Source organism: Ruegeria sp. AM7, assembly GCF_056535965.1.
Genome location: NZ_JBQFJE010000003.1, coordinates 2,587,591 through 2,610,202 on the forward strand (window position 1 = coordinate 2,587,591; position 22,612 = coordinate 2,610,202).

Genomic DNA, 22,612 nt, shown 5'->3' on the forward strand with positions numbered 1-22,612 from the left:
ACTTACTTCCGCTTCGCTTTTTTGTCTGCGGCGTGGCCATAATAGGTCCGGGTCGGCGAGTATTCACCGAACTTCTGACCGATCATGTCTTCCGAGACGTTGACGGGGATATGTTTCTGGCCGTTGTACACACCAAAGGTCAGACCCACGAACTGGGGCAGAATGGTGGAACGACGCGACCAGATTTTGATGACTTCGTTGCGGCCCGACTCGCGCGCTGCTTCGGCTTTTTTCAGCACGTAAGCATCGACGAAAGGACCCTTCCAAACAGAGCGAGACATGGATCAACGTCCCTTCTTCTTGGCGTGCCGCGAGCGGATGATCAGCTTCTGGGACGCTTTGTTCTTGTTGCGGGTACGCTTACCCTTGGTGTCCTTACCCCAAGGCGTAACCGGTGTACGGCCACCCGAGGTACGACCTTCACCACCACCGTGCGGGTGATCGATCGGGTTCATTGCAACACCACGAACCGACGGACGCACGCCCTTGTGGCGCATACGACCGGCTTTACCGAGGTTTTGGTTGCTGTTGTCGGGGTTGGACACGGCACCGACGGTGGCCATGCATTCCTGACGGACCATGCGCAGCTCGCCCGAGCTCAGACGGATCTGAGCGTAGCCGCCATCGCGACCAACGAATTGCGCGTAAGTACCGGCCGCCCGTGCGATCTGACCGCCTTTGCCAGGCTTCATCTCGATGTTGTGGACGATGGTACCGATGGGCATGCCCGAGAACGGCATTGCGTTGCCCGGCTTGATGTCGGCCTTGGCGGATGCCACGACTTTGTCACCAACAGCCAGACGCTGCGGAGCGAGGATATATGCCTGCTCGCCGTCTTCGTATTTTACCAGTGCGATGAATGCGGTCCGGTTCGGGTCATATTCGATCCGCTCGACGGTTGCCGCGACATCAAATTTGTTCCGTTTGAAGTCAACGATCCGGTAGAGACGCTTTGCGCCACCGCCGCGGCGGCGTGAAGTGATCCGTCCGGTGTTGTTCCGGCCGCCCGATTTGGTCAAACCCTCAGTGAGAGACTTGACCGGACGTCCTTTCCAAAGCTCCGAACGGTCGATCAGCACCAGCCCGCGCTGGCCCGGCGTCGTCGGCTTGTACGACTTGAGTGCCATGCTTTCTGTCTTCCGTTTAGCAAGTGCAGGGGGTTTCCCCGCTATGTGATAGGCCCCCGTAGGTGCCAAGGGTATAGGGCCCCGAAGGTCCCCGGTTACAAATATCAGAGGCCCCGGAACGAATCCGAGGCCGCAAGATTGGGAGCGTTTAGCAGTGTTGGGGGTGGGTGTCTATAGGGTTTGTGAGCAAAACCCAGCTAGGTTGAGCGTCGCTTAATCAATACCGAATGAGCCGAAGTCGTTTTGGGATATCTGGTCGAAAAGCTCCCTGACAATATCGGGATTACTTTCGCAAGGTTTGCCCCCCGAAACTATGACCCTGACCACTACGCGACCGTCTGCAAGAACCTCAATACCCGTCCCATCCAAGCGTTCTCGACCGTCGAACCTATCTGTATTGATCCGCAAATACGCGCCGGTTTTTCGCCCATCTGCCCCACCGGCTCCGATCCAGTTTTTTTCACGAATGGGGAGTTCTCCGGCAATCAAATCAATCAGTACGCTGCATCCATCTATATTGAGTGTTGTGCTTGCGGCTGGGCTAACTGCAAGATCCATCGTCAGAATAGTCGAACCCTGCGATGCTGAAACTGATGGGTGTTGTCGAATTTCAAGTGACTTGCTCGAATCCAGAAATGGAATGGTGTTGGCCAGCGCGTCGGATTGAGCTTTCAACAAACCGACAAACCTCTGCATAGCGTCTTGATGCAGGGCGTAGGCCTCCGAGGTTATTACATCAGCAATCGTCGTTTCGAGTATTGCCTCGCCAAACTCGTCAATTAGATCGAAACCTGCGTCTAGCGAGTTTTGGTCACGCAAACCGCTTGCCCAAAACGCAAGCTGATCTCGATTACACCCTTGCAAGTCCACAGATACCCGCATCAGGCTCCACGTGTCGTTCCCATAGAATCTAAACAGATCAGGTTTTACTCGCCCATCTGCAATCCCCATTTGCTTCGACTCGATAACGTCACAAAGCAACTTTGAATGACTAGATTCGAGAGCGAAATTCACAGAAACAACCTGATGCCCTTTGCTGCATTTCAGCAGCACCATGGGTATAGCACGGAGCGCTGCGACATGGGTTGCCTCTTCTTGGTAACTTCTTTCGCAGACCCAACCATCGGCGACAGGAATCCTTGCAAACAGGTCTTCTTCTAAAGCTGATGCGAGTGAGGCAACCTCACTCGCCACGGCTGATACTTCGTTTCTAGATGCAACAACTATTTGGTTTTCTTGCGCTAGCACTTTAGTGGCCAAGCCAAAAATCAATATAAGCCAAATCAAAAAAAAGGACTTCAAAACACTTCTCCGCACTATGTTCGCAATCTAAAAACACTGGCTTCCTAGCAGAACTCCGAAACAAAAAAACCACACTTTCGCATGGGCCTTTATCTCTCTCCAAAGACGGGTTCGATCACAGACTGGTGGATACGTCGATGGTGTTAACCTTTTTAAAGGTCACGTAAGATCTTTTGACGTCTTTCCCAAGACCCTCGCTGTTCGCAGTATCCACTCCTCACCCATAAAGCGCGCGGGCCTCGGCGAAGGACAACAGGCGACGGCTCTTTTCGTCCCACAAATGCAACCGCGCGTTGGCGAAGCTCTCGCGGATGGTCATCCGGTTGCTGTTTGCCAGCTCGTCATGGTCACGCAGCACTTCGGTTAGGCGGTAGAACGGAATACGGCTGTACAGGTGGTGCACATGGTGGATGCCGATATTGGCGCTGAACCACTGCAATACGGTTGGCAGAATGTAGTGCGAACTGCCGTGCAGGGCGGCCTCGTGCAATTGCCAGTCCTTATCGGGATCCCATTGCGTCTCTTCGAACTGGTGCTGCACGTAAAACAGCCAGACACCCGCCGTCGCGGCCAGCAGGGTCGATGGCAGGAAGATCAGCAGCAACGGCATCACACCGCCGAAATAGTATATGGCCAGCAGAGCCAGAAGTATTGCCAGATTGGTGGCCATGGCGCTGATCCAGAATTTCAAGAGACCCGTTAGGCCAAGCGGCAGGCGGTTTTGCAGCAGAAACAGGTAGCCGGGCCCTAAGCCAAACAAGGTGACCGGGTGGCGGTAGACCCGATACCAAAACCGGTTCAGAGGCGTCAAAGCCAGATACTCTGCCACGGTCAGAGTGTGGATATCGCCCATCCCGCGCTTGTCCAGATTACCCGCGCTGTTGTGATGCGTAGAATGCGTACGGCGCCAGACATCATAAGGCGTCAGGGTCAGCACGCCGATCACCCGACCGGTCCAGTCGCTGAGCATCCGGTTGCTGAAGAACGCCCCGTGCCCACAATCATGCTGGATCGCAAACAGACGCAGCAGAAAGGCTGCGTTGAGAACTGCAATGGCAAAAGCCAGCCAGTAGCTGATCGACAGTGACATCCACGACAGCGCCCATAAGGCAATAAATGGCACGATGCTGACGCCAAGCTCGAACGCGCTACGCAACTGGTTCGGCTCTCGGTATTTGGCCAGTGTCGACACCCAATCCCGCGCTGCGGTCACTTGCGGATTGCCCGAGTTCGGTTGGATGGAATGTGTCATGCGCCTGCCGTGTTTTCTATCTTCACCGGATCACCTTCTGACCCGGCGTCGCAAGCGATTTATGCAATTGGCCTTTTAATCCGAGGTCAAATTTGTGTCACCGCCATAGTAAAAAACCCCCGCTTTCGCGGGGGTCTTCCATTCTTTCCATAGACCGTTCCGATCAGAGACCGGTAGATACGTCGATGGTGTTACCCTCTTCCAGGGTCACATATGCTTTTTTGACGTCTTTCCGACGGCCCAGCTGGCCGCGGAACCGCTTGACTTTGCCTTTGGTCACGGTGGTGTTCACCGCTTTGACCTTCACACCAAACAGCGCCTCAACGGCCTCTTTGATCTGCGGCTTGTTGCTGTCGATCGCCACTTCAAAGACAACCGCGCCGTTCTCGGACGCCATGGTCGACTTCTCAGTGATGATCGGCTTGCGGATCACGTCGTAGTGTTCTGCCTTCGCGCTCATTTCAGACGAGCCTCCAGTGCTTCGACAGCCGCTTTGGTGAGCACCAGAGTGTCACGCTTGAGGATGTCATAGACGTTTGCGCCCATCGACGGCAGGATATCCAGACCTTCGATGTTCTTGGACGCTTTCAGGAACCCTTCGTTCACGGTCGCGCCGTCGATGACCAGAGCGCGTTTCCAGCCCAGGTTTGCAACCTGTTTGGCCAGAGCAGCGGTCTTGCCTTCGGCTTCGGCGTTCTCGATCACAACCAGTTCACCTGCCTTGGCTTTTGCCGACAGAGCGTGGCGCAGGCCAAGCTTGCGGAACTTCTTGGGCAGGTCGTGGCCGTGCGAACGCACGACAGGACCTTTGTAGATACCACCACCACGGAAGATCGGCGCATTACGGTCACCATGGCGTGCGCCACCGGTTCCCTTCTGGCGATAGATCTTCTTGGTCGAGTAGCTGGTTTCCGAGCGGGTCTTGACCTTGTGAGTGCCGGCCTGCGCGTTGTTGCGCTGCCAACGGACCACACGGTGCAGGATGTCCGCACGCGGCTCGAGACCGAACAGATCGGCGTTCAGCTCGATGTCGCCGGCTTTGCCGCCGTCCAGTTTGATTACATCAAGTTTCATGCTTCACCACCTTCCGCGGGAGCTTCTTCCGCAGGTGCATCAGATGCAGCCGATTTCACAGCAGCCGGGAAAGGCAGGCCTTCCGGTGCTTTCTTCTTCACGGCGTCCTTGACGGTGACCCAGCCCGATTTCGGTCCGGGAACGGCGCCTTTGATGAAGACCAGGTTCCGGTCGGCGTCGGTTTTGACGACTTCCAGGTTCTGGGTGGTTACACGAGCAGCACCCATGTGACCGGCCATCTTCTTGCCTTTGAAAACCTTGCCCGGATCCTGACACTGACCGGTCGAACCGTGCGAACGGTGGCTGATCGAAACACCGTGCGAGGCGCGCAGACCACCAAAGTTCCAGCGCTTCATCGCGCCGGCAAAGCCTTTACCGATCGAGGTGCCCGAAACGTCAACTTTCTGACCTTCCAGGAAGTGTTCTGCCGAAATCTCGGCACCCACTTCGATCAGGCCATCTTCCGACACGCGGAATTCAGCCAGCTTACGCTTGGGCTCAACCTTTGCAGCGGCATAGTGACCGCGCATGGCTTTCGAGGTGCGTTTTGCCTTGGCAGCACCCGCACCCAACTGAACAGCAGTGTAGCCATCTTTGTCATCGGTGCGCTGTGCAACAACCTGCAGGTTGTCCAGATGAAGAACGGTCACAGGGATCTGCTTACCGTCTTCCATGAACAGGCGGGTCATGCCAACTTTCTTTGCGATAATACCAGAGCGCATAATCTATACCCTCCGATCTTACGACTGCAGCTTGATCTCGACGTCCACACCAGCAGCGAGGTCGAGCTTCATCAGCGCGTCAACGGTCTGGGGGGTCGGATCAACGATGTCGAGCAGACGCTTGTGCGTGCGGATCTCGAACTGGTCGCGGGATTTCTTGTCAACGTGAGGGCCACGGAGAACCGTGAACTTCTCAATCTTGTTCGGCAGCGGGATCGGGCCGCGCACGTTCGCGCCGGTCCGCTTGGCAGTGTTGACGATCTCTTGCGTGCTGGCATCCAGAACGCGATAGTCAAATGCCTTCAGCCGAATACGGATGTTTTGGCTTTGCATAGATACAGCCTTTTATCAGGCGTTGAGGTTGAGAGGAGGACAGACGCGCATCGCCAACCCTCATCGAACCCAAAAGGCGGGAATCACCCCGCCTTGATGTTCTTGTTGAGAACTCGCGCGTATTAGTGGGGTTGGTGGGGTTTGGCAAGGGGTATTGTGTAGAGAAACAATAGTCGTCAGTTCTCTTTGAGCTTAGCTCCCTCAGCTGCCCGCTTCATCAATGAGAAAATATTGTACGCAAACATTCCAGAGACTAATGCAATAAGGATGGTAGCATACTCACCACCAGTACGGGCTACGACTTCCATCTCAGTTGAAGACGCGGAGAAATAGGCATTCGCAACAATGCTTATCAGACCGCTTTTGAAACTTAGAACGGCTATCAAAGCGATTACACCAGAACCAACGACCCCTTGCAAATTGGTACGAAGTTCTCCCCCCGTCATCGAAAGCTTGCATAAAGCACCAATCATACCGAATACCATCGCGGGGAGTAACGATATTGAATAGTTGATCGACTCATTTAGGGTCTTCACTGTTTCTTGCGAGAACTCAAAGTGGCCAAAAGTTACATAGTAGATCACGCCCGCAACCAGAAAAAAGACTGCATAAGCAACTGATGCGTAGGTAAAAAAACGCCTCCTCCGCTCCAGTTCTTTCTCTTTGTAAGCCTCAATACGTTCTTCCCGCGCCTTTCTTTGCTCATCAGAATCCTCTTCCAAATCTAAGGGTTCTTGGTCATCCAACATCTATTACTCCTCCAAGAAAGTGTAGTGGCACTACTTGCACGAAAAAAAATACTCGCGAAGAACCCTATACCTAACGCATCCTTAACGTGAACATATGATAGTCCCCTCAGCTAAAAAACTATGCGCAGTAAATTGAGCATTAATTGGGCTGATGGGGCCGATTCAGACGAACTCAATCACAATTTGACCATAAACCCAAAAAAAAGGCCGCCCCAATGTGGGAACGGCCTTCTTTAGTTCGTTGGTGTGGGCTCTCATTGCTCTTTCAGAGCAACTGCCGCCCACCAGTCGGCAAAGCCGCCTTACTCAGTGATTTTCGACACAACGCCGGCGCCGACGGTGCGGCCGCCTTCGCGGATCGCGAAGCGCAGGCCCTGCTCCATCGCGATCGGTGCGATCAGCTCAACGCCGAACGACACGTTGTCGCCGGGCATGACCATCTCGGTGCCTTCCGCCAGGGTCACGGTGCCGGTCACGTCAGTGGTCCGGAAGTAGAACTGCGGACGGTAGTTCGCGAAGAACGGAGTGTGACGACCGCCTTCTTCCTTGGTCAGGATGTAGGCTTCGGCTTCGAACTTGGTGTGCGGTGTAACCGAACCCGGCTTACACAGAACCTGACCACGCTCAACGCCTTCACGGTCAACACCACGCAGCAGCGCGCCGATGTTGTCGCCCGCTTCACCGCGGTCCAGCAGCTTGCGGAACATTTCAACGCCGGTGCAGGTGGTTTTCGAAGTGTCGCGGATGCCGACGATTTCGATCTCGTCGCCAACGTTGATCACGCCACGCTCAACACGGCCAGTCACAACGGTACCACGGCCCGAGATCGAGAACACGTCTTCGATCGGCATCAGGAACGGCTGATCAACAGCGCGCTCAGGGGTGTCGATGTACTCATCAACAGCCGCCATCAGTTCCTTGATCTTCTCTTCGCCGATCTCAGGCTTGTTGCCTTCCATCGCCGCCAGAGCCGAACCTGCGATGATCGGGATATCGTCGCCCGGGTAGTCGTAGCTGGACAGCAGTTCGCGAACTTCCATCTCAACCAGTTCCAGCAGCTCTTCGTCGTCAACCTGGTCAACTTTGTTCATGAACACGACCATCTTCGGGATGCCAACCTGGCGGCCCAGCAGGATGTGCTCGCGCGTTTGCGGCATCGGGCCGTCAGCGGCGTTCACAACCAGGATCGCGCCGTCCATCTGGGCAGCACCGGTGATCATGTTCTTGACGTAGTCGGCGTGGCCGGGGCAGTCAACGTGCGCGTAGTGGCGGTTCTCGGTCTCGTATTCCACGTGGGCGGTCGAGATGGTGATGCCGCGCGCTTTCTCTTCCGGCGCACCGTCAATCTGGTCATACGCTTTGAAGTCACCGAAATACTTGGTGATCGCTGCGGTCAGCGTGGTTTTACCATGGTCAACGTGGCCAATCGTGCCGATGTTGACGTGCGGTTTTGTACGCTCAAACTTTTCCTTTGCCATGATGGCCTCCTTTTTCGGTAATGAAGGGAGCCCGTGAACCGGACCCCCTCAAATCTTTGGTTATGCGTATTTCGCCTGGATCTCGTCCGAGATGTTCTGCGGAACCGGATCGTAGTGGTCGAACTGCATGGTGAACTGGGCACGGCCCGACGACATCGAACGCAGAGTGTTGATGTAGCCGAACATGTTCGCCAGCGGAACAAACGCGTCGATCGCGATCGCGTTGCCGCGCGGTTCCTGACCAGACACCTGGCCACGACGCGAGGTCAGATCGCCGATGATACCGCCGGTATATTCTTCCGGGGTGATCACTTCGACCTTCATGATCGGTTCCAGCAGTTTCGCGCCAGCTTTGCGCATGCCTTCACGCATACACATACGGGCCGCGATTTCGAACGCCAGAACGCTCGAGTCAACATCGTGGAACTTACCGTCCAGCAGGGCAACCTTGAAGTCGATCACGGGGAAGCCAGCCAGCGGGCCGCTATCCATGACCGAGTTGATGCCTTTTTCAACACCCGGGATGTATTCCTTCGGAACGGCACCACCAACGATGCGGCTTTCGAACGAATAACCTTCGCCCGGCTCGGTCGGCTGGATTTCCAGCTTAACTTCACCGAACTGACCCGAACCACCCGACTGTTTCTTGTGGGTGTAGGTGTGCTCGACCGGCATCGAGATGGTTTCGCGATAGGCCACCTGCGGTGCACCGATGTTCGCTTCAACCTTGAACTCGCGCTTCAGACGGTCAACCAGGATGTCCAGGTGAAGTTCGCCCATGCCCTTCATGATGGTCTGACCGGATTCCAGATCAGTTTCCACACGGAAGGACGGGTCTTCGGCGGCCAGACGGGCCAGACCCTGGGACATCTTCTCTTGGTCGCCCTTGGTTTTGGGCTCAACCGCGATCTCGATCACCGGATCGGGGAAGGTCATGGTTTCCAGAACCACCGGCTCTTTCGCGTCACACAGGGTGTCACCGGTGGTGGTGTCTTTCAGGCCCGCCAGCGCGATGATGTCGCCTGCAAACGCTTCTTCGATCTCTTCCCGGTTGTTCGAGTGCATCATCATCATACGACCGATGCGCTCTTTCTTACCTTTGGTCGAGTTCAGGATCGAGTCACCCTTGTTCATGGTGCCCGAGTAGATCCGAGTGAAGGTCAGCGAGCCAACGAAGGGGTCGTTCATGATTTTGAACGCCAGACCCGAGAACGCCATGTCGTCGTCTGCACGACGCGCGATGTTACGCTCTTCGTTTTCGTCGCCGGGGGCGAAGCCCATGTAATCAACAACGTCCAGCGGGCTGGGCAGATAGTCGATCACAGCGTTCAGCAGCGGCTGGACGCCTTTGTTCTTGAACGCCGAACCACCCAGAACCGGAACAAACGCGATGTCCAAGGTGCCTTTGCGCAGCAGGGCGCGCAGGGTCGGAACGTCGGGCTCATTGCCTTCCAGGTATTCCATCATCGCGTCGTCGTCCATTTCGACGGCCGCTTCGATCATCTTGCCGCGCCATTCGTCAGCCATGTCTTTCAGGCTGTCGCGGATAGGAGCTTTGATCCAGCTTGCGCCCAGATCTTCGCCCTGCCACAGCCACTCTTCCATGGTGACCAGGTCGATCAGACCTTCCAGCTCGGACTCGGCGCCGATCGGAATACCAACCGGAACAGCGCGTGCGCCGGTGCGGTCTTCGATCATGCGAACGCAGTTGAAGAAGTCTGCGCCGATCTTGTCCATCTTGTTGACGAAAACCATACGCGGAACCTTGTAGCGGTCAGCCTGACGCCACACGGTTTCGGTCTGGGGCTCAACACCGGCGTTTGCGTCCAGAACGCAGACGGCACCGTCGAGAACCGCCAGCGAGCGTTCCACTTCGATGGTGAAGTCAACGTGGCCGGGGGTGTCGATGATGTTCAGGCGGTGCTTGGGGGTCTCGGCAGTCTGACCGTCTTCGGTGCGTTCCCAGAAAGTGGTGGTCGCAGCCGAGGTGATGGTGATGCCGCGTTCCTGCTCCTGCTCCATCCAGTCCATGGTGGCTGCACCATCGTGCACCTCACCGATGTTGTGGGATTTACCAGTGTAATACAGGATCCGCTCCGAGCAGGTGGTCTTGCCTGCATCGATATGCGCCATGATACCGAAGTTACGGTAATGTTCGAGTGTATAATCGCGTGCCATTTTGGATAAGCCTCTGGATTACCAACGATAGTGGCTGAAGGCTTTGTTCGCCTCGGCCATCTTGTGGGTGTCTTCGCGCTTCTTCACGGCAGTACCGCGGGACTGTACAGCGTCCAGCAGCTCACCGGCGAGGCGTTCTTCCATGGTGTTTTCGTTGCGACCGCGCGCGGCAGTGATCAGCCAGCGGATGGCCAGTGCTTCGCGGCGCTCGGGGCGGACTTCGACCGGAACCTGATAGGTTGCACCACCAACCCGGCGCGAGCGAACCTCGACCGACGGTTTGATGTTGTCGAGCGCTTCGTGGAACACTTCGACCGGGGCGCGCTTGATCTTGTTCTCAACGCGGTCAAAGGCGTTGTAAACGATGCGCTCTGCGACCGACTTTTTGCCGTCGATCATCAGGTTGTTCATGAATTTGGTCAGAACCTTGTCGCCAAATTTGGCGTCAGGCAGGACTTCGCGTTTTTCGGCGGCGTGACGACGTGACATATCAGCCTCTCCTTCTTACTTGGGACGCTTCGCGCCGTATTTCGAACGGCGTTGCTTACGATCTTTGACGCCCTGAGTATCCAGAACACCGCGCAGGATGTGGTAACGCACACCGGGAAGGTCTTTTACACGGCCGCCACGGATCAGAACAACCGAGTGTTCCTGCAGGTTGTGGCTTTCACCGGGGATGTACGAGATGACCTCGAACCCGTTGGTCAGGCGCACCTTGGCAACCTTACGCATAGCCGAGTTCGGCTTTTTCGGTGTGGTGGTGTACACACGGGTGCAGACGCCGCGTTTCTGCGGGCACTGCTCCAGGTGCATGGACTTCGAGCGTTTTACTTTGGGCTGCCGCGGCTTGCGGATCAGCTGTTGAATAGTTGGCATTCCGGTTTCTTCCCCGTTTCGCAACACACATGACATGCACGCGCATTGCGTGCGGTTAAACTTTGCTGCACTCATGCGTCCACAAGCGCAAAACCCGCGAGCGTTCCCATTCCGAGGTGAACGTCGCGGTTGGTTATCAGAGGACGCGAACGACAAAATTGTCCGGGTCTTGACCAGTCCATTACTGAGATCGGTTTTGGGGCGGCCCCCGGTACCGAGATGGGCGCGTAATAGGGGGAGTCGGCGCAAGTGTCAACAGTACACCGGACCCGTCGCATATCAGCCCGCATTCCGTTGACTTACACGGTCCGATTGTCGGCCGCGAGTGCTGCTTGCCATTGCGGGTTCGCGACCGCAGGGGCATAGTCGGGCACAACGCCACGCACCACGGATGACCCATGCAAATCATCGGCCTGTGCCGCTTTTCCTACCCCGCCCATGGCGGCTTTCAGGTCGAACATGACACGATCGAGGAACGGCGCGCCTATCTCTACAACCCTGCCCGGCTGGAAGAGAGGTTTCGCCTGTTCGAAACCACCACCCTGCCCTGTCTGCGCGAACAGACGGATGAGGATTTCCAATTGCTCATCGTGATCGGGGATTGCCTGCCGAAACCCGCCTTTGATCGGCTGCACGACCTGACGGCAGGCATGAAACAGGTGCAGATCATCACCCGCCGCCCCATGCGCCACCGTCGGGTGATGAAAGAGATCCTGAACGCCGCGCGTCACGACCCCAACGCGCCCTGCATCCAGTTCCGTCATGATGATGACGACGCCGTGTCGGTGGATTTCGTCGAACGGCTACGTATCGCCGCTGACGAAGGCGGCGCGCTGATGCGTAACCACAAAACGGTCGCCATCGACTATAACCAAGGGTTTCTGGCACGGTTCGGGCCTGATGGCATTCACGCTGCGCAGGTGTTTCAACCACTCCTGGGGATTGGGTTTGCCATGTACGTGCGGGGTGGAAGTGATCTGACAATCATGAATTTTGGGCATCACCGGATCGGAAACTACATGCCGGTGATCAGCTATCCAGACGCGCCGATGTGGGTGCGCACGCTGAATTTGTTCAACGATTCACCCCATGCCCGCAAAAGCAACACCCAGCTTGCCCCCCTGACTCCCGAACAAGAGGGCGAGTTCATCGCCCGCTTTGCCATCGATCAGGACGCCGTGCGTCGGGTTCACTCGGCTGTATGAACCGCACGTTCGCGGAATAGAGTAAACAGCCCGGCGCCCACGACCAAAACAGCGCCAGCCATGGTGACGGCATCAGGCCAATCTCCGAATACGACCCAGCCCAGTGCCAGCGCCCACAGCAGACTGGAATAACGGAAAGGAGCGATGAAACCCACATCGCCCTCGCGCATGACCATGACGCTGCACAGATACCCGATCAGCACAAACACAGCAGCGCAGGCGATCATCACCCCCGCGTCGAATGGGACAGGTTGCCAGCCCGTGGTCGCAGAGGCGATCCCGGCCGACACCGTAATAGTAACCGATGTCGCCAGCGTCACCGTCAGCGAAGGCACATGAACGGACATGCGCCGCGTGATCAGATCCCTCACAGTGACGGACAATACCGCAATCAGAGCGTAGATGGCATAGATGCTGAAACCTTCGGGGCCCGGCCGGACGATCAGCAGCATGCCAGTAAAGCCCAACCCGATAGCCACGATCCGGCGCCAACCGATTTTCTCCCGAAAGAACAGCACCGCGCCTAAAGTCACTGTCAGTGGCAGCGCCTGCAACACGGCGGTCACATTGGCCAATGGCATGTGCAACAACGCAGTCAAAAAGAAGAACGTGGCCGACAACTCGGCCAGACAACGCGCGACGATTAGCCATTTGTCGTGGCGTGGAAAGTTCAGATGCAAAGCCCCCAAATGCCGCGCCAAAAGATAGACCAGCACTGTCGCCAAAGCCCCACGCATCGCCACCATCTGGAACAAAGGCACCTGCTCGCCTGCCAGCTTGATCAGCGTGTCATTGATGGTAAAGCCCGCCATGCTGCCCATCATCAGCAGCGCACCTTTTACGTTTGGAGACATGGAAACAGAACTCAGATATTTTCGTGCTCATTCGCGGGGATGACGCGCTGCAAGTCAATAGACGTGGCTGTAAAAGTGAATTGCAAATCGCACCAATGTGTTGAACGGTTTGACCATTCTAAAGCCTTTTTTTGGAGACAAGATGTTTGAGAAGAATTCTCAAGGTATTGGTCAGCAACCACATCGCTACCAAACGCGTGGTGATCAGCCGCAACCAAAGGCGCGTGTGGCACAATCGATAGCCCACGAGCCTAAGTCTGCCCCGACCCCTATCAGACTTGACCGAATGTTTTGGGGCGCTCTCTGCTCGTTTGTCGTGTTTTTCCTGTTTTTCAATATTCAAACGATTTCTGATCTGGCACCGGAATCCGTGAAAAACGGCAACACTCCGGGTGCGTTTGGAATACCTGTTGCCATATTGACCGTTGTTTGGATCGCCGTCATTCCCGCTTTGTTTGTTCGCGGCGTCTATCGAAGTGCGCTAAGCGGAAAACTGCTTTTGAATTGGTTTGCGACCGGCGCGTTTGTTGGGGTTGCTCTTGGCAGCCTGTTTCTGAAACTGAGCCTTTGAACACATATCTGCTGCACAGCCTTAGCCCGCTACTTGCGGTTTTTTGATAGTATCAGCCCTGTGTTCGGCAGGATCACAACAACAAAAAAGGCCCCGCGTTTCCGCAGGGCCTGTTCTTTGTTCTGAAACCGCGTTTATTCGCGGCTTTCGGGGGCGTCGACCACGATGTCCAGCTCATCACCGACCATGTCGTCGTCAATAATCGGAGCAGCCAGAGCAGCGGCCGCTTCGGCCTCTTCGCGGCGCGCTTCGATCACCACATTGTCGCGGCCTTGGGCCACCTGACGCACGGCCTGAGTGGCTCCACCGGTACCGGCGGGGATCAGACGACCAACAATGACGTTCTCTTTCAGGCCAACCAGCTTGTCTTTCTTGCCCTGAACCGAGGCTTCGGTCAGCACGCGAGTGGTTTCCTGGAACGACGCCGCCGAGATGAACGAACGCGTTTGCAGCGAGGCCTTGGTGATCCCCAGAAGGATCGGCTCGCCCTGTGCCGGACGACCACCGCGGGCGATGGTCTTCTCGTTGGCCGCGTCGAACTCTTGCTTATCGACATGCTCGCCTTTCAGCAGGGTGGTGTCGCCTGAATCCAGGATCTCCCACTTCTGCAGCATCTGGCGCACAATGACTTCGATGTGCTTGTCGTTGATCTTCACACCCTGCAGACGATACACGTCCTGCACCTCGTCGATCATGTAATCCGCCAGCGCTTCGACACCCATGATGGACAGGATGTCGTGCGGAGCCGGGTTACCGTCCATCAGGTATTCACCCTTCTGGATGAAGTCCCCTTCGGCGACCGGGATGTGCTTGCCCTTGGGCACCATGTATTCGATGGTCTCCATGGACTCGTCAGCCGGTTCGATGCTGATGCGGCGCTTGTTCTTGTAGTCGCGGCCAAAGCGCACGTAACCATCGGCTTCTGCGATGATCGCGTGATCTTTCGGACGACGCGCTTCGAACAGTTCGGCCACACGCGGCAGACCACCGGTGATGTCCTTGGTCTTGGCACCTTCACGCGGAATACGCGCGACAACTTCACCAGCTTCGATCTGCTGACCGTCTTCAATCGACAGGATTGCATCCACCGACATCGGATAGTGAACCGGGTTGCCCGCATCGTTGCGGACCGGCTCGCCATCTTCACCGACCAGAATGATCTCGGGCTTCAGGTCGCTGCCTTTCGGGGCGGCGCGCCAGTCGATCACGATCTTCTGGGTCATGCCGGTTGCATCGTCGGTCTCATCGCGGACAGCGATGCCCGAAACAAGGTCAACGTATTTCGCAGTACCGGCTTTCTCAGCAATGATCGGCAGGGTGTATGGATCCCACTCGAACAGCTTGTCGCCACGGGCCACTTTGGTGCCATCCTTGACGAACAGCTTCGAGCCGTAGCCCAGCTTGTGGCTGGCACGTTCTTCGCCATGCTCGTCCTTGATCACCAGCTTCATGTTCCGGCCCATCACCAGGCTTTCGCCTGCCGAGTTGACCAGAATCTGCGGGTTCTCGAAGGAAACGACACCGTCCTGGCTGGCTTCCTGGAACGACTGCTGACCACCTTGCGCAACGCCACCGATGTGGAAGGTCCGCATGGTCAGCTGCGTTCCGGGTTCACCGATCGACTGTGCGGCGATGATGCCGACAGCCTCACCCGTGTTCACCATAGTACCGCGTGCAAGGTCACGACCATAGCAGGTGGCGCAGACACCTTCCTCGGACTCACAGGTCAGAGGCGAGCGGATGCGCATCGAGGCAACGCCAGCTTCGTCAATGGTGTCGGCCATGCGTTCGTCGATCAACTGACCTGCAGCGACCAGAACCTCGTCCGTGCCCGGACGCAGAACGTCATCGGCAGAGACACGGCCCAACACACGTTCGGCCAGCGAAGCAACAACCTCACCGTCATTCACGGCGGCTTCGGCAGTGATCGCACGCTCGGTGCCACAGTCGATCTCACGAACGATACAGTCTTGCGCCACGTCCACCAGACGACGGGTCAGGTAACCCGAGTTCGCCGTCTTCAGAGCGGTATCCGACAGACCCTTACGGGCACCGTGGGTCGAGTTGAAGTACTCGAGAACGGTCAGACCTTCTTTAAAGTTCGAGATGATCGGCGTCTCGATGATGTCACCGTTCGGCTTGGCCATCAGGCCACGCATACCGCCCAGCTGTTTCATCTGAGTGACCGAGCCACGCGCGCCCGAGTGAGCCATCATGTAAACCGAGTTCGGTTCCTGTTCGGACCCATTCTCTGCCCGTTCAGACGACGAAATGGTGCTCATCATCGCTTCGGTGACGCGATCGTTACACTTCGACCAGGCATCGACAACTTTGTTGTACTTTTCGCCCTGAGTGATCAGGCCGTCCATGTACTGCTGTTCAAAGTCCTTCACCTGACTGCGGGTGTCATCAACGATGCCCCACTTGTCGTCGGGGATAACCATGTCGTCCTTACCGAACGAGATACCCGCCTTGAACGCTTCTTTGAAGCCCATCGACATGATCTGGTCACAGAAGATAACCGACTCTTTCTGACCGCAATAGCGGTAGACAGTGTCGATGACCTGCTGCACTTCTTTCTTACGCAGCAGCCGGTTGACCAGTTCGAACGGCGCTTTGTTGTTCATCGGCAGCAAGGCACCCAGACGCAGACGGCCCGGAGTAGTCTCAAAACGCTTCTGAACTTCGTTGCCTTCGTCGTCGATCTGCGTGATCCGCGCGGTGATCTTGGTGTGCAGGTGCACTTCGCCGGAATCCAGCGCGTGCTGAACTTCGTCGATCGAACCGAACACTTTGCCTTCGCCCGGCATGCCTTCGCGTTCCAGGGTCACGTAGTAGAGACCCAGGATCATATCCTGCGACGGAACAATGATCGGCGCGCCGTTTGCAGGCGACAGAACGTTGTTCGTCGACATCATCAGAACACGCGCTTCCAGCTGCGCCTCAAGGCTCAGCGGGACGTGAACGGCCATCTGGTCACCGTCGAAGTCGGCGTTAAAGGCCGAACAGACCAGCGGGTGCAGCTGGATGGCTTTACCTTCGATCAGAACCGGCTCGAACGCCTGAATGCCAAGACGGTGCAGCGTCGGCGCACGGTTCAGCATGACAGGGTGTTCGCGGATCACCTCGTCGAGGATATCCCAAACTTCGGGACGCTCTTTCTCGACCAGTTTCTTCGCCTGTTTCACGGTTGAAGACAGACCCTTGGCTTCAAGACGCGAGTAGATGAACGGCTTGAACAGCTCCAGTGCCATCTTCTTAGGCAGACCGCACTGGTGCAGTTTGAGTTCCGGACCGGTCACAATGACCGAACGGCCCGAGAAGTCGACGCGTTTCCCCAGAAGGTTCTGACGGAAGCGACCCTGCTTGCCTTTCAGCATGTCCGACAGCGATTTCAGCGGACGCTTGTTGGCGCCGGTGATCACGCGGCCACGACGGCCGTTGTCGAACAGAGCATCAACAGATTCCTGCAGCATCCGCTTTTCGTTGCGGACGATGATGTCAGGCGCGCGCAGTTCGATCAGACGCTTCAGACGGTTGTTCCGGTTGATGACGCGGCGATACAGATCGTTCAGATCCGAGGTCGCAAAGCGACCACCATCCAGCGGAACCAGCGGACGCAGTTCCGGCGGAATGACCGGGATCACGGTCATCACCATCCACTCAGGCCGGTTGCCCGACTCGAGGAAGGATTCAACAACCTTCAGACGCTTGATGATCTTCTTGGGCTTCAGCTCGCCGGTTGCTTCGGCCAGATCAGCGCGCAGCTGCTCAGCTTCGGCTTCCAGATCGATCTGGGCCAGCATCTCACGGATGGCTTCGGCACCGATATTCGCGGTGAACGCGTCCATGCCATAGGCATCCTGCGCGTCCATGTACTCTTCTTCGGTCAGCATCTGGCCGTAGGTCAGGTCGGTCAGACCGGGCTCGATGACGACGTAGTTTTCAAAGTACAGAACGCGTTCCAGATCGCGCAGCGTCATGTCCAGCATCAGACCGATGCGGGACGGCAGCGATTTCAGGAACCAGATATGCGCAACGGGCGCGGCCAGTTCGATGTGGCCCATACGCTCGCGGCGGACTTTCTGCAAGGTGACTTCCACACCGCATTTCTCGCAGACAACGCCGCGATACTTCATCCGCTTATATTTGCCGCACAGACATTCGTAATCTTTGATCGGGCCAAAGATACGCGCACAGAACAGACCATCGCGTTCAGGCTTGAACGTCCGGTAGTTGATGGTTTCGGGTTTCTTGATCTCACCATAGGACCAAGACAGGATCCGTTCAGGGCTGGCCAGCGAGACCTTGATCTCATCAAAGACTTTCGGCGGTGTCAGCGGGTTGAACGGGTTGTTCGTAATTTCCTGGTTCATTTTATTCTCCCCATGAGGGTGTTTGTCCGAAGACAAGTAAATCTAAAGCGAGTGCGAAGAAGAGAGCGATCCAGACCAGCCTCACGGTGTGGTTTTTTTCGTACCATCTTGTTTTTCTTTCGTTTGGCCAAAAGACCGAAACCAAATCCAGAACAAGAAATCCGAAACCAACCACGCCGAAAGCGACCGGTCCGGTCAGATTCACTCATCGACCTCCGCATCCAGGAGTTCCATATTCAGGCCGAGGCCACGGACTTCTTTCACCAGAACGTTGAACGATTCCGGTACGCCCGCTTCAAAGTTATCCTCGCCCTTGACGATCGACTCATAGACCTTGGTCCGGCCGGCGACGTCATCCGATTTCACGGTGAGCATCTCCTGCAGGGTGTAGGCGGCGCCGTAAGCTTCCAAGGCCCAGACCTCCATCTCACCAAAGCGCTGACCACCGAACTGCGCCTTACCACCCAGCGGCTGCTGGGTCACCAGGCTGTACGGCCCGGTCGAACGCGCGTGGATTTTGTCGTCCACCAGGTGGTGCAGTTTCAGCAGGTACTTGATGCCCACGGTCACCGGACGTGCAAATTGCTCACCGGTGCGACCGTCGAACAGAACCGACTGACCGCTTTCCGAGAAGCCCGCACGCACCAGCGCGTCGTTGACGTCAGCCTCTTTGGCACCGTCGAAGACCGGGGTTGCGATCGGAACACCGCGGGTTACGTTGCCCGCAGCCTCGATCAGGCCATCCTCGTCCAGACTGGTGATGCCTTCTTCGTAGACATTCTCGCCATAAGCCAGCTTCATCGCTTCGCGAACCGGGGTCAGATCGCCGGAGCGGCGATATTCACCCAGAGCGTCGTCGATGTTCAGACCCAGCCCGCGTGCGGCCCAACCCATGTGGGTTTCAAGGATCTGACCAACGTTCATACGCGAAGGCACACCCAACGGGTTCAGACAGAAGTCAACCGGCGTACCATCGGCCAGGAACGGCATGTCTTCCATCGGAACAACCTTGGAGATCACACCCTTGTTCCCGTGACGACCGGCCATCTTGTCGCCCGGCTGCAGCTTACGCTTCACAGCGATAAAGACTTTGACCATCTTCATCACACCCGGCGGCAGGTCGTCGCCACGACGGACCTTCTCGACCTTGTCTTCGAAACGGGCGTCCAGAGCACGCTTTTGCACTTCGTACTGCTCGTTCAGAGCCTCAACGATCTGTGCGTCCTGTTCACCTTCCAGCGCCAGCTGCCACCACTGACCACGGGTCAGGGTTTCCAGCAGATCCTCGGTGATCACCGACCCTGCCTTGACGCCTTTCGGGCCTTTGACAGCGGTTTTGCCCAGGATCAGACCCTGCAGACGCGCATAGATGTTGCGGTCCAGGATCGCCAGCTCGTCGTCCCGGTCACGGGCCAGACGTTCGACTTCCTCACGCTCGATCTGCAGCGCACGCTCGTCTTTTTCAACGCCGTGACGGTTAAAGACGCGGACCTCAACGACTGTACCGTAATCGCCCGGCTTCACGCGCAGCGAGGTGTCGCGCACGTCAGATGCTTTTTCACCAAAGATGGCGCGCAGCAGCTTTTCTTCCGGGGTCATCGGGCTTTCGCCCTTCGGAGTGATCTTGCCGACCAGAATATCGCCCGGCTCAACATCAGCACCGATGTAAACGATGCCCGCCTCGTCGAGGTTGCGCAGCGCTTCTTCACCGACGTTCGGGATGTCGCGAGTGATCTCTTCCGGGCCCAGCTTCGTGTCACGGGCGGCGACTTCAAATTCCTCGATATGGACCGAGGTAAAGACGTCGTCACGCGCAATACGTTCCGAGATCAGGATCGAGTCTTCGTAGTTGTAACCGTTCCACGGCATGAACGCGACGACCACGTTCTTACCAAGGGCCAGTTCACCCATATCGGTCGACGGACCATCGGCAATGACCTCGCCCTTCTGGACGGTGTCACCCACCTTGATCAGCGGACGCTGGTTGATGCAGGTGTTCTGGTTCGAACGCTGGAATTTGCGCAGACGATAGATGTCAACGCCAGCATCGCCCAGTTCCAGATCTTCGGTGGCGCGGATAACGATACGCTGGGCATCGACTTGGTCGATGATACCGGCGCGTTTCGCCTGAATCGCAGCACCCGAGTCGATCGCAACCTTTTCCTCGATGCCGGTGCCGACCAGCGGTGCCTCGGCCCGCAGCAGCGGAACCGCCTGACGTTGCATGTTCGAGCCCATCAGAGCGCGGTTGGCGTCGTCGTTTTCAAGGAACGGGATCAGCGATGCAGCGACCGAAACCAGCTGTTTCGGGCTTACGTCGATCAGGTCAACATTCTCGCGCGGGGCAAGAGTGTAGTCACCGGCCTGACGGGTCGACACCAGATCGTTGATAAACTTGCCATCAGCGTCCAGCGTCGCGTTCGCCTGCGCCACGGTGTGACGCATTTCCTCGGTCGCGGACATGTAGTGAACCTCATCGGTCACCTCGGCGTCTTTGACGACGCGATACGGTGTTTCGATGAAGCCATACTTGTTCACGCGGGCAAAAGTGGCCAGCGAGTTGATCAGACCGATGTTCGGACCTTCCGGCGTTTCAATCGGGCACATCCGGCCATAGTGGGTCGGGTGTACGTCGCGCACCTCAAAGCCCGCACGTTCACGCGTCAGACCACCCGGGCCAAGCGCCGAGAGGCGGCGTTTGTGGGTAACCTCAGACAGCGGGTTGGTCTGGTCCATGAACTGCGACAGCTGCGACGAGCCGAAGAATTCGCGAACAGCAGCCGCAGCCGGTTTCGCGTTGATCAGATCCTGAGGCATGACAGTGTCGATCTCGACCGACGACATACGCTCTTTGATCGCGCGCTCCATGCGCAGCAGGCCAACGCGGTACTGGTTTTCCATTAGCTCACCGACCGAGCGCACACGACGGTTGCCCAAGTGGTCGATATCGTCGATGTCGCCCTTGCCGTCACGCAGTTCAACCAGCGCCTTGATGCAGGCCACGATGTCTTCGCGGCGCAGCGTGCGCAGGGTGTCCGGCGCGTCCAGAGCCAGACGCATGTTCATCTTCACGCGGCCAACGGCGGACAGGTCATAACGCTCGCTGTCGAAGAACAGCGTGTCGAACAGGGCCGATGCCGCCTCAACGGTGGGCGGCTCACCCGGGCGCATGACGCGGTAGATGTCCATCAGCGCGGTGTCGCGGCCCATGTTCTTATCTGCCGCCATAGTGTTGCGCATGTAGGGGCCGACATTGACGTTGTCGATGTCCAGAACCGGGATGTCGGTGATACCCGCGTCGATCAGTTCCTTGACGGTGCCACCGATCAGATCGCCGTCCTTGTCGTATTCAAGGGTCAGCTCATCACCGGCTTCGACATAAATCGCGCCGTTTTCTTCGTTGATGATGTCCTTGGCGACATATTTACCGACGATATTGTCGAAGGGCACCAGCAGGTCGGTGACCACGCCCTCTTCGATCAGTTTCTTGACCGCGCGCGGGGTAACTTTCTTGCCGGCTTCGGCAATCACTTCGCCCGATTTCGCGTCGATCAGATCGTATGTCGGACGGGTGCCGCGCACACGCTCGGGGAAGAATGGCGTGACCCAGCCTTTCTTCTTGTCTAGCTTGTAGGACACGGTGTTGTAATACGCGTCCATGATCGCTTCCTGATCCAGACCCAGCGCATAAAGCAGGGTTGTCACAGGCAGTTTACGGCGACGGTCGATACGGGCGAACACGATGTCCTTGGCGTCGAACTCAAAGTCCAGCCAGCTGCCGCGATACGGGATGATGCGGCAGGCGAACAGCAGTTTACCGGACGAGTGGGTCTTGCCCTTGTCGTGGTCAAAGAACACACCGGGCGAGCGGTGCATCTGGCTGACGATCACACGCTCGGTGCCGTTCACGATGAACGTGCCGTTCGGTGTCATCAGGGGCATATCGCCCATGAACACGTCCTGTTCTTTGATGTCTTTGACCGACTTCGCGCCGGTATCCTCATCGACATCAAACACGATCAGACGCAGAGTGACCTTCAGCGGCGCGCTGTAGGTCATGTCGCGCTGCATGCACTCTTCGACGTCGTATTTGGGTTTTTCCAGATCGTATTTCACAAACTCCAGCACGGAGGTTTCGTTGAAATCCTTGATCGGGAAAACCGACTGGAACACGCCTTTGATGCCTTCGCCGTCAGTGGGCTGTTCTGCATCGCCGGAGCGCAGGAAAAGATCATAAGAAGATTTCTGTACCTCAATGAGGTTCGGCATTTCCAACACTTCGCGGATTTTGCCGTAGTATTTACGAAGACGTTTCTGGCCAAGGAACGTTTGAGCCATGTCAGATGTCACCTTTCAAGTTCTCAGCGGGCAAAGACACCGTCGGGCCCCAGCATCCTGCACATTCGAGACGACACGTCCGGATCAATTCGTGGCCACCGTCCCGAAGGCGGCCTCCCGATCCGAAAACCGTGTCTTAGAAAACGCCCCACATCTTGAGGCCCTTTCTAAGACAGG

At 56.9% G+C, this 22,612-nt stretch carries 19 protein-coding genes; 2 read left to right on the forward strand and 17 right to left on the reverse strand.

The window, feature by feature from the left end:
• Positions 1-2: 2 nt before the first annotated feature.
• From rpsS to rpsL, 13 genes are all read right to left on the reverse strand, one after another.
• On the reverse strand, positions 3-281 hold the full coding sequence (gene rpsS / locus ACR3EG_RS16925; RefSeq protein WP_005980699.1) for a 30S ribosomal protein S19: 279 nt from the start codon (positions 279-281) through the stop codon (positions 3-5).
• A gap of 3 nt (positions 282-284) precedes the next feature.
• Positions 285-1,127, reverse strand: a complete 843-nt coding sequence (gene rplB / locus ACR3EG_RS16930; RefSeq protein ID WP_008757664.1) for a 50S ribosomal protein L2 — start codon at positions 1,125-1,127, stop codon at positions 285-287.
• Positions 1,128-1,340: 213 nt separating this feature from the next.
• Positions 1,341-2,429 (reverse strand): hypothetical protein, encoded by a 1,089-nt coding sequence (locus ACR3EG_RS16935; protein ID WP_480497492.1) that lies wholly within the window; start codon positions 2,427-2,429, stop codon positions 1,341-1,343.
• 217 nt (positions 2,430-2,646) lie between these two features.
• Entirely contained in the window at positions 2,647-3,681 is a 1,035-nt protein-coding gene (locus tag ACR3EG_RS16940; RefSeq protein WP_480497494.1) for a fatty acid desaturase, read from the reverse strand.
• 163 nt (positions 3,682-3,844) lie between these two features.
• Complete coding sequence (locus tag ACR3EG_RS16945; protein WP_008757532.1) at positions 3,845-4,141, reverse strand: 50S ribosomal protein L23; 297 nt, start codon at positions 4,139-4,141, stop codon at positions 3,845-3,847.
• Positions 4,138-4,755, reverse strand: a complete 618-nt coding sequence (gene rplD / locus ACR3EG_RS16950) for a 50S ribosomal protein L4 (protein WP_008756644.1) — start codon at positions 4,753-4,755, stop codon at positions 4,138-4,140. Before rplD ends, ACR3EG_RS16945 begins: the two co-directional genes overlap by 4 nt.
• On the reverse strand, positions 4,752-5,477 hold the full coding sequence (gene rplC / locus ACR3EG_RS16955; protein WP_480497497.1) for a 50S ribosomal protein L3: 726 nt from the start codon (positions 5,475-5,477) through the stop codon (positions 4,752-4,754). The genes rplD and rplC overlap by 4 nt, the downstream gene beginning before the upstream one ends.
• An 18-nt stretch (positions 5,478-5,495) precedes the next feature.
• The gene (gene rpsJ / locus ACR3EG_RS16960) at positions 5,496-5,810 is read right to left on the reverse strand and encodes a 30S ribosomal protein S10 (protein WP_008756422.1); all 315 of its coding nucleotides are present in this window, start codon (positions 5,808-5,810) and stop codon (positions 5,496-5,498) included.
• 176 nt (positions 5,811-5,986) lie between these two features.
• Complete coding sequence (locus ACR3EG_RS16965; RefSeq protein ID WP_480497498.1) at positions 5,987-6,559, reverse strand: hypothetical protein; 573 nt, start codon at positions 6,557-6,559, stop codon at positions 5,987-5,989.
• 302 nt (positions 6,560-6,861) lie between these two features.
• A complete protein-coding gene (gene tuf / locus ACR3EG_RS16970) occupies positions 6,862-8,037 on the reverse strand; it encodes an elongation factor Tu (RefSeq protein ID WP_480498671.1) in 1,176 nt (391 codons plus the stop codon).
• A gap of 60 nt (positions 8,038-8,097) precedes the next feature.
• A complete protein-coding gene (gene fusA / locus ACR3EG_RS16975; protein WP_480498498.1) occupies positions 8,098-10,215 on the reverse strand; it encodes an elongation factor G in 2,118 nt (705 codons plus the stop codon).
• Between the two features lie 18 nt (positions 10,216-10,233).
• Entirely contained in the window at positions 10,234-10,704 is a 471-nt protein-coding gene (gene rpsG, locus ACR3EG_RS16980; protein ID WP_039529242.1) for a 30S ribosomal protein S7, read from the reverse strand.
• Between the two features lie 15 nt (positions 10,705-10,719).
• Positions 10,720-11,091: a 30S ribosomal protein S12 gene (gene rpsL / locus ACR3EG_RS16985; RefSeq protein ID WP_005621086.1), complete on the reverse strand. Its 372-nt coding sequence runs from the start codon at positions 11,089-11,091 to the stop codon at positions 10,720-10,722.
• 398 nt (positions 11,092-11,489) lie between these two features.
• On the opposite strand from rpsL, the gene ACR3EG_RS16990 reads away from it, so the two are divergent.
• Positions 11,490-12,296, forward strand: coding sequence for a putative rhamnosyl transferase (locus tag ACR3EG_RS16990; protein WP_480498500.1), 807 nt, complete (start codon positions 11,490-11,492; stop codon positions 12,294-12,296).
• Here ACR3EG_RS16990 and ACR3EG_RS16995 read toward each other — a convergent pair.
• A complete protein-coding gene (locus tag ACR3EG_RS16995; RefSeq protein WP_480498502.1) occupies positions 12,281-13,150 on the reverse strand; it encodes a DMT family transporter in 870 nt (289 codons plus the stop codon). The two genes, ACR3EG_RS16990 and ACR3EG_RS16995, sit on opposite strands and share 16 nt — an antisense overlap.
• Positions 13,151-13,250: 100 nt before the next feature.
• Between ACR3EG_RS16995 and ACR3EG_RS17000 the strand changes: the two genes are divergently transcribed.
• Positions 13,251-13,721, forward strand: coding sequence for a hypothetical protein (locus tag ACR3EG_RS17000; RefSeq protein WP_480545972.1), 471 nt, complete (start codon positions 13,251-13,253; stop codon positions 13,719-13,721).
• 134 nt (positions 13,722-13,855) lie between these two features.
• Here the strand turns inward: ACR3EG_RS17000 and rpoC are convergent, their stop codons facing one another.
• From rpoC to rpoB, 3 genes are read right to left on the reverse strand one after another with little or no spacing between them, the layout of a single operon-like run.
• Entirely contained in the window at positions 13,856-18,097 is a 4,242-nt protein-coding gene (rpoC, locus tag ACR3EG_RS17005) for a DNA-directed RNA polymerase subunit beta' (protein WP_480498506.1), read from the reverse strand.
• Between the two features lies 1 nt (position 18,098).
• Positions 18,099-18,302, reverse strand: a complete 204-nt coding sequence (locus ACR3EG_RS17010; RefSeq protein ID WP_209196713.1) for a hypothetical protein — start codon at positions 18,300-18,302, stop codon at positions 18,099-18,101.
• Positions 18,299-22,435 carry a DNA-directed RNA polymerase subunit beta gene (rpoB, locus tag ACR3EG_RS17015; RefSeq protein WP_480498508.1) on the reverse strand — a complete coding sequence of 1,379 codons (4,137 nt, stop codon included), beginning with the start codon at positions 22,433-22,435 and terminating at the stop codon, positions 18,299-18,301. Before rpoB ends, ACR3EG_RS17010 begins: the two co-directional genes overlap by 4 nt.
• Positions 22,436-22,612 lie beyond the last annotated feature (177 nt).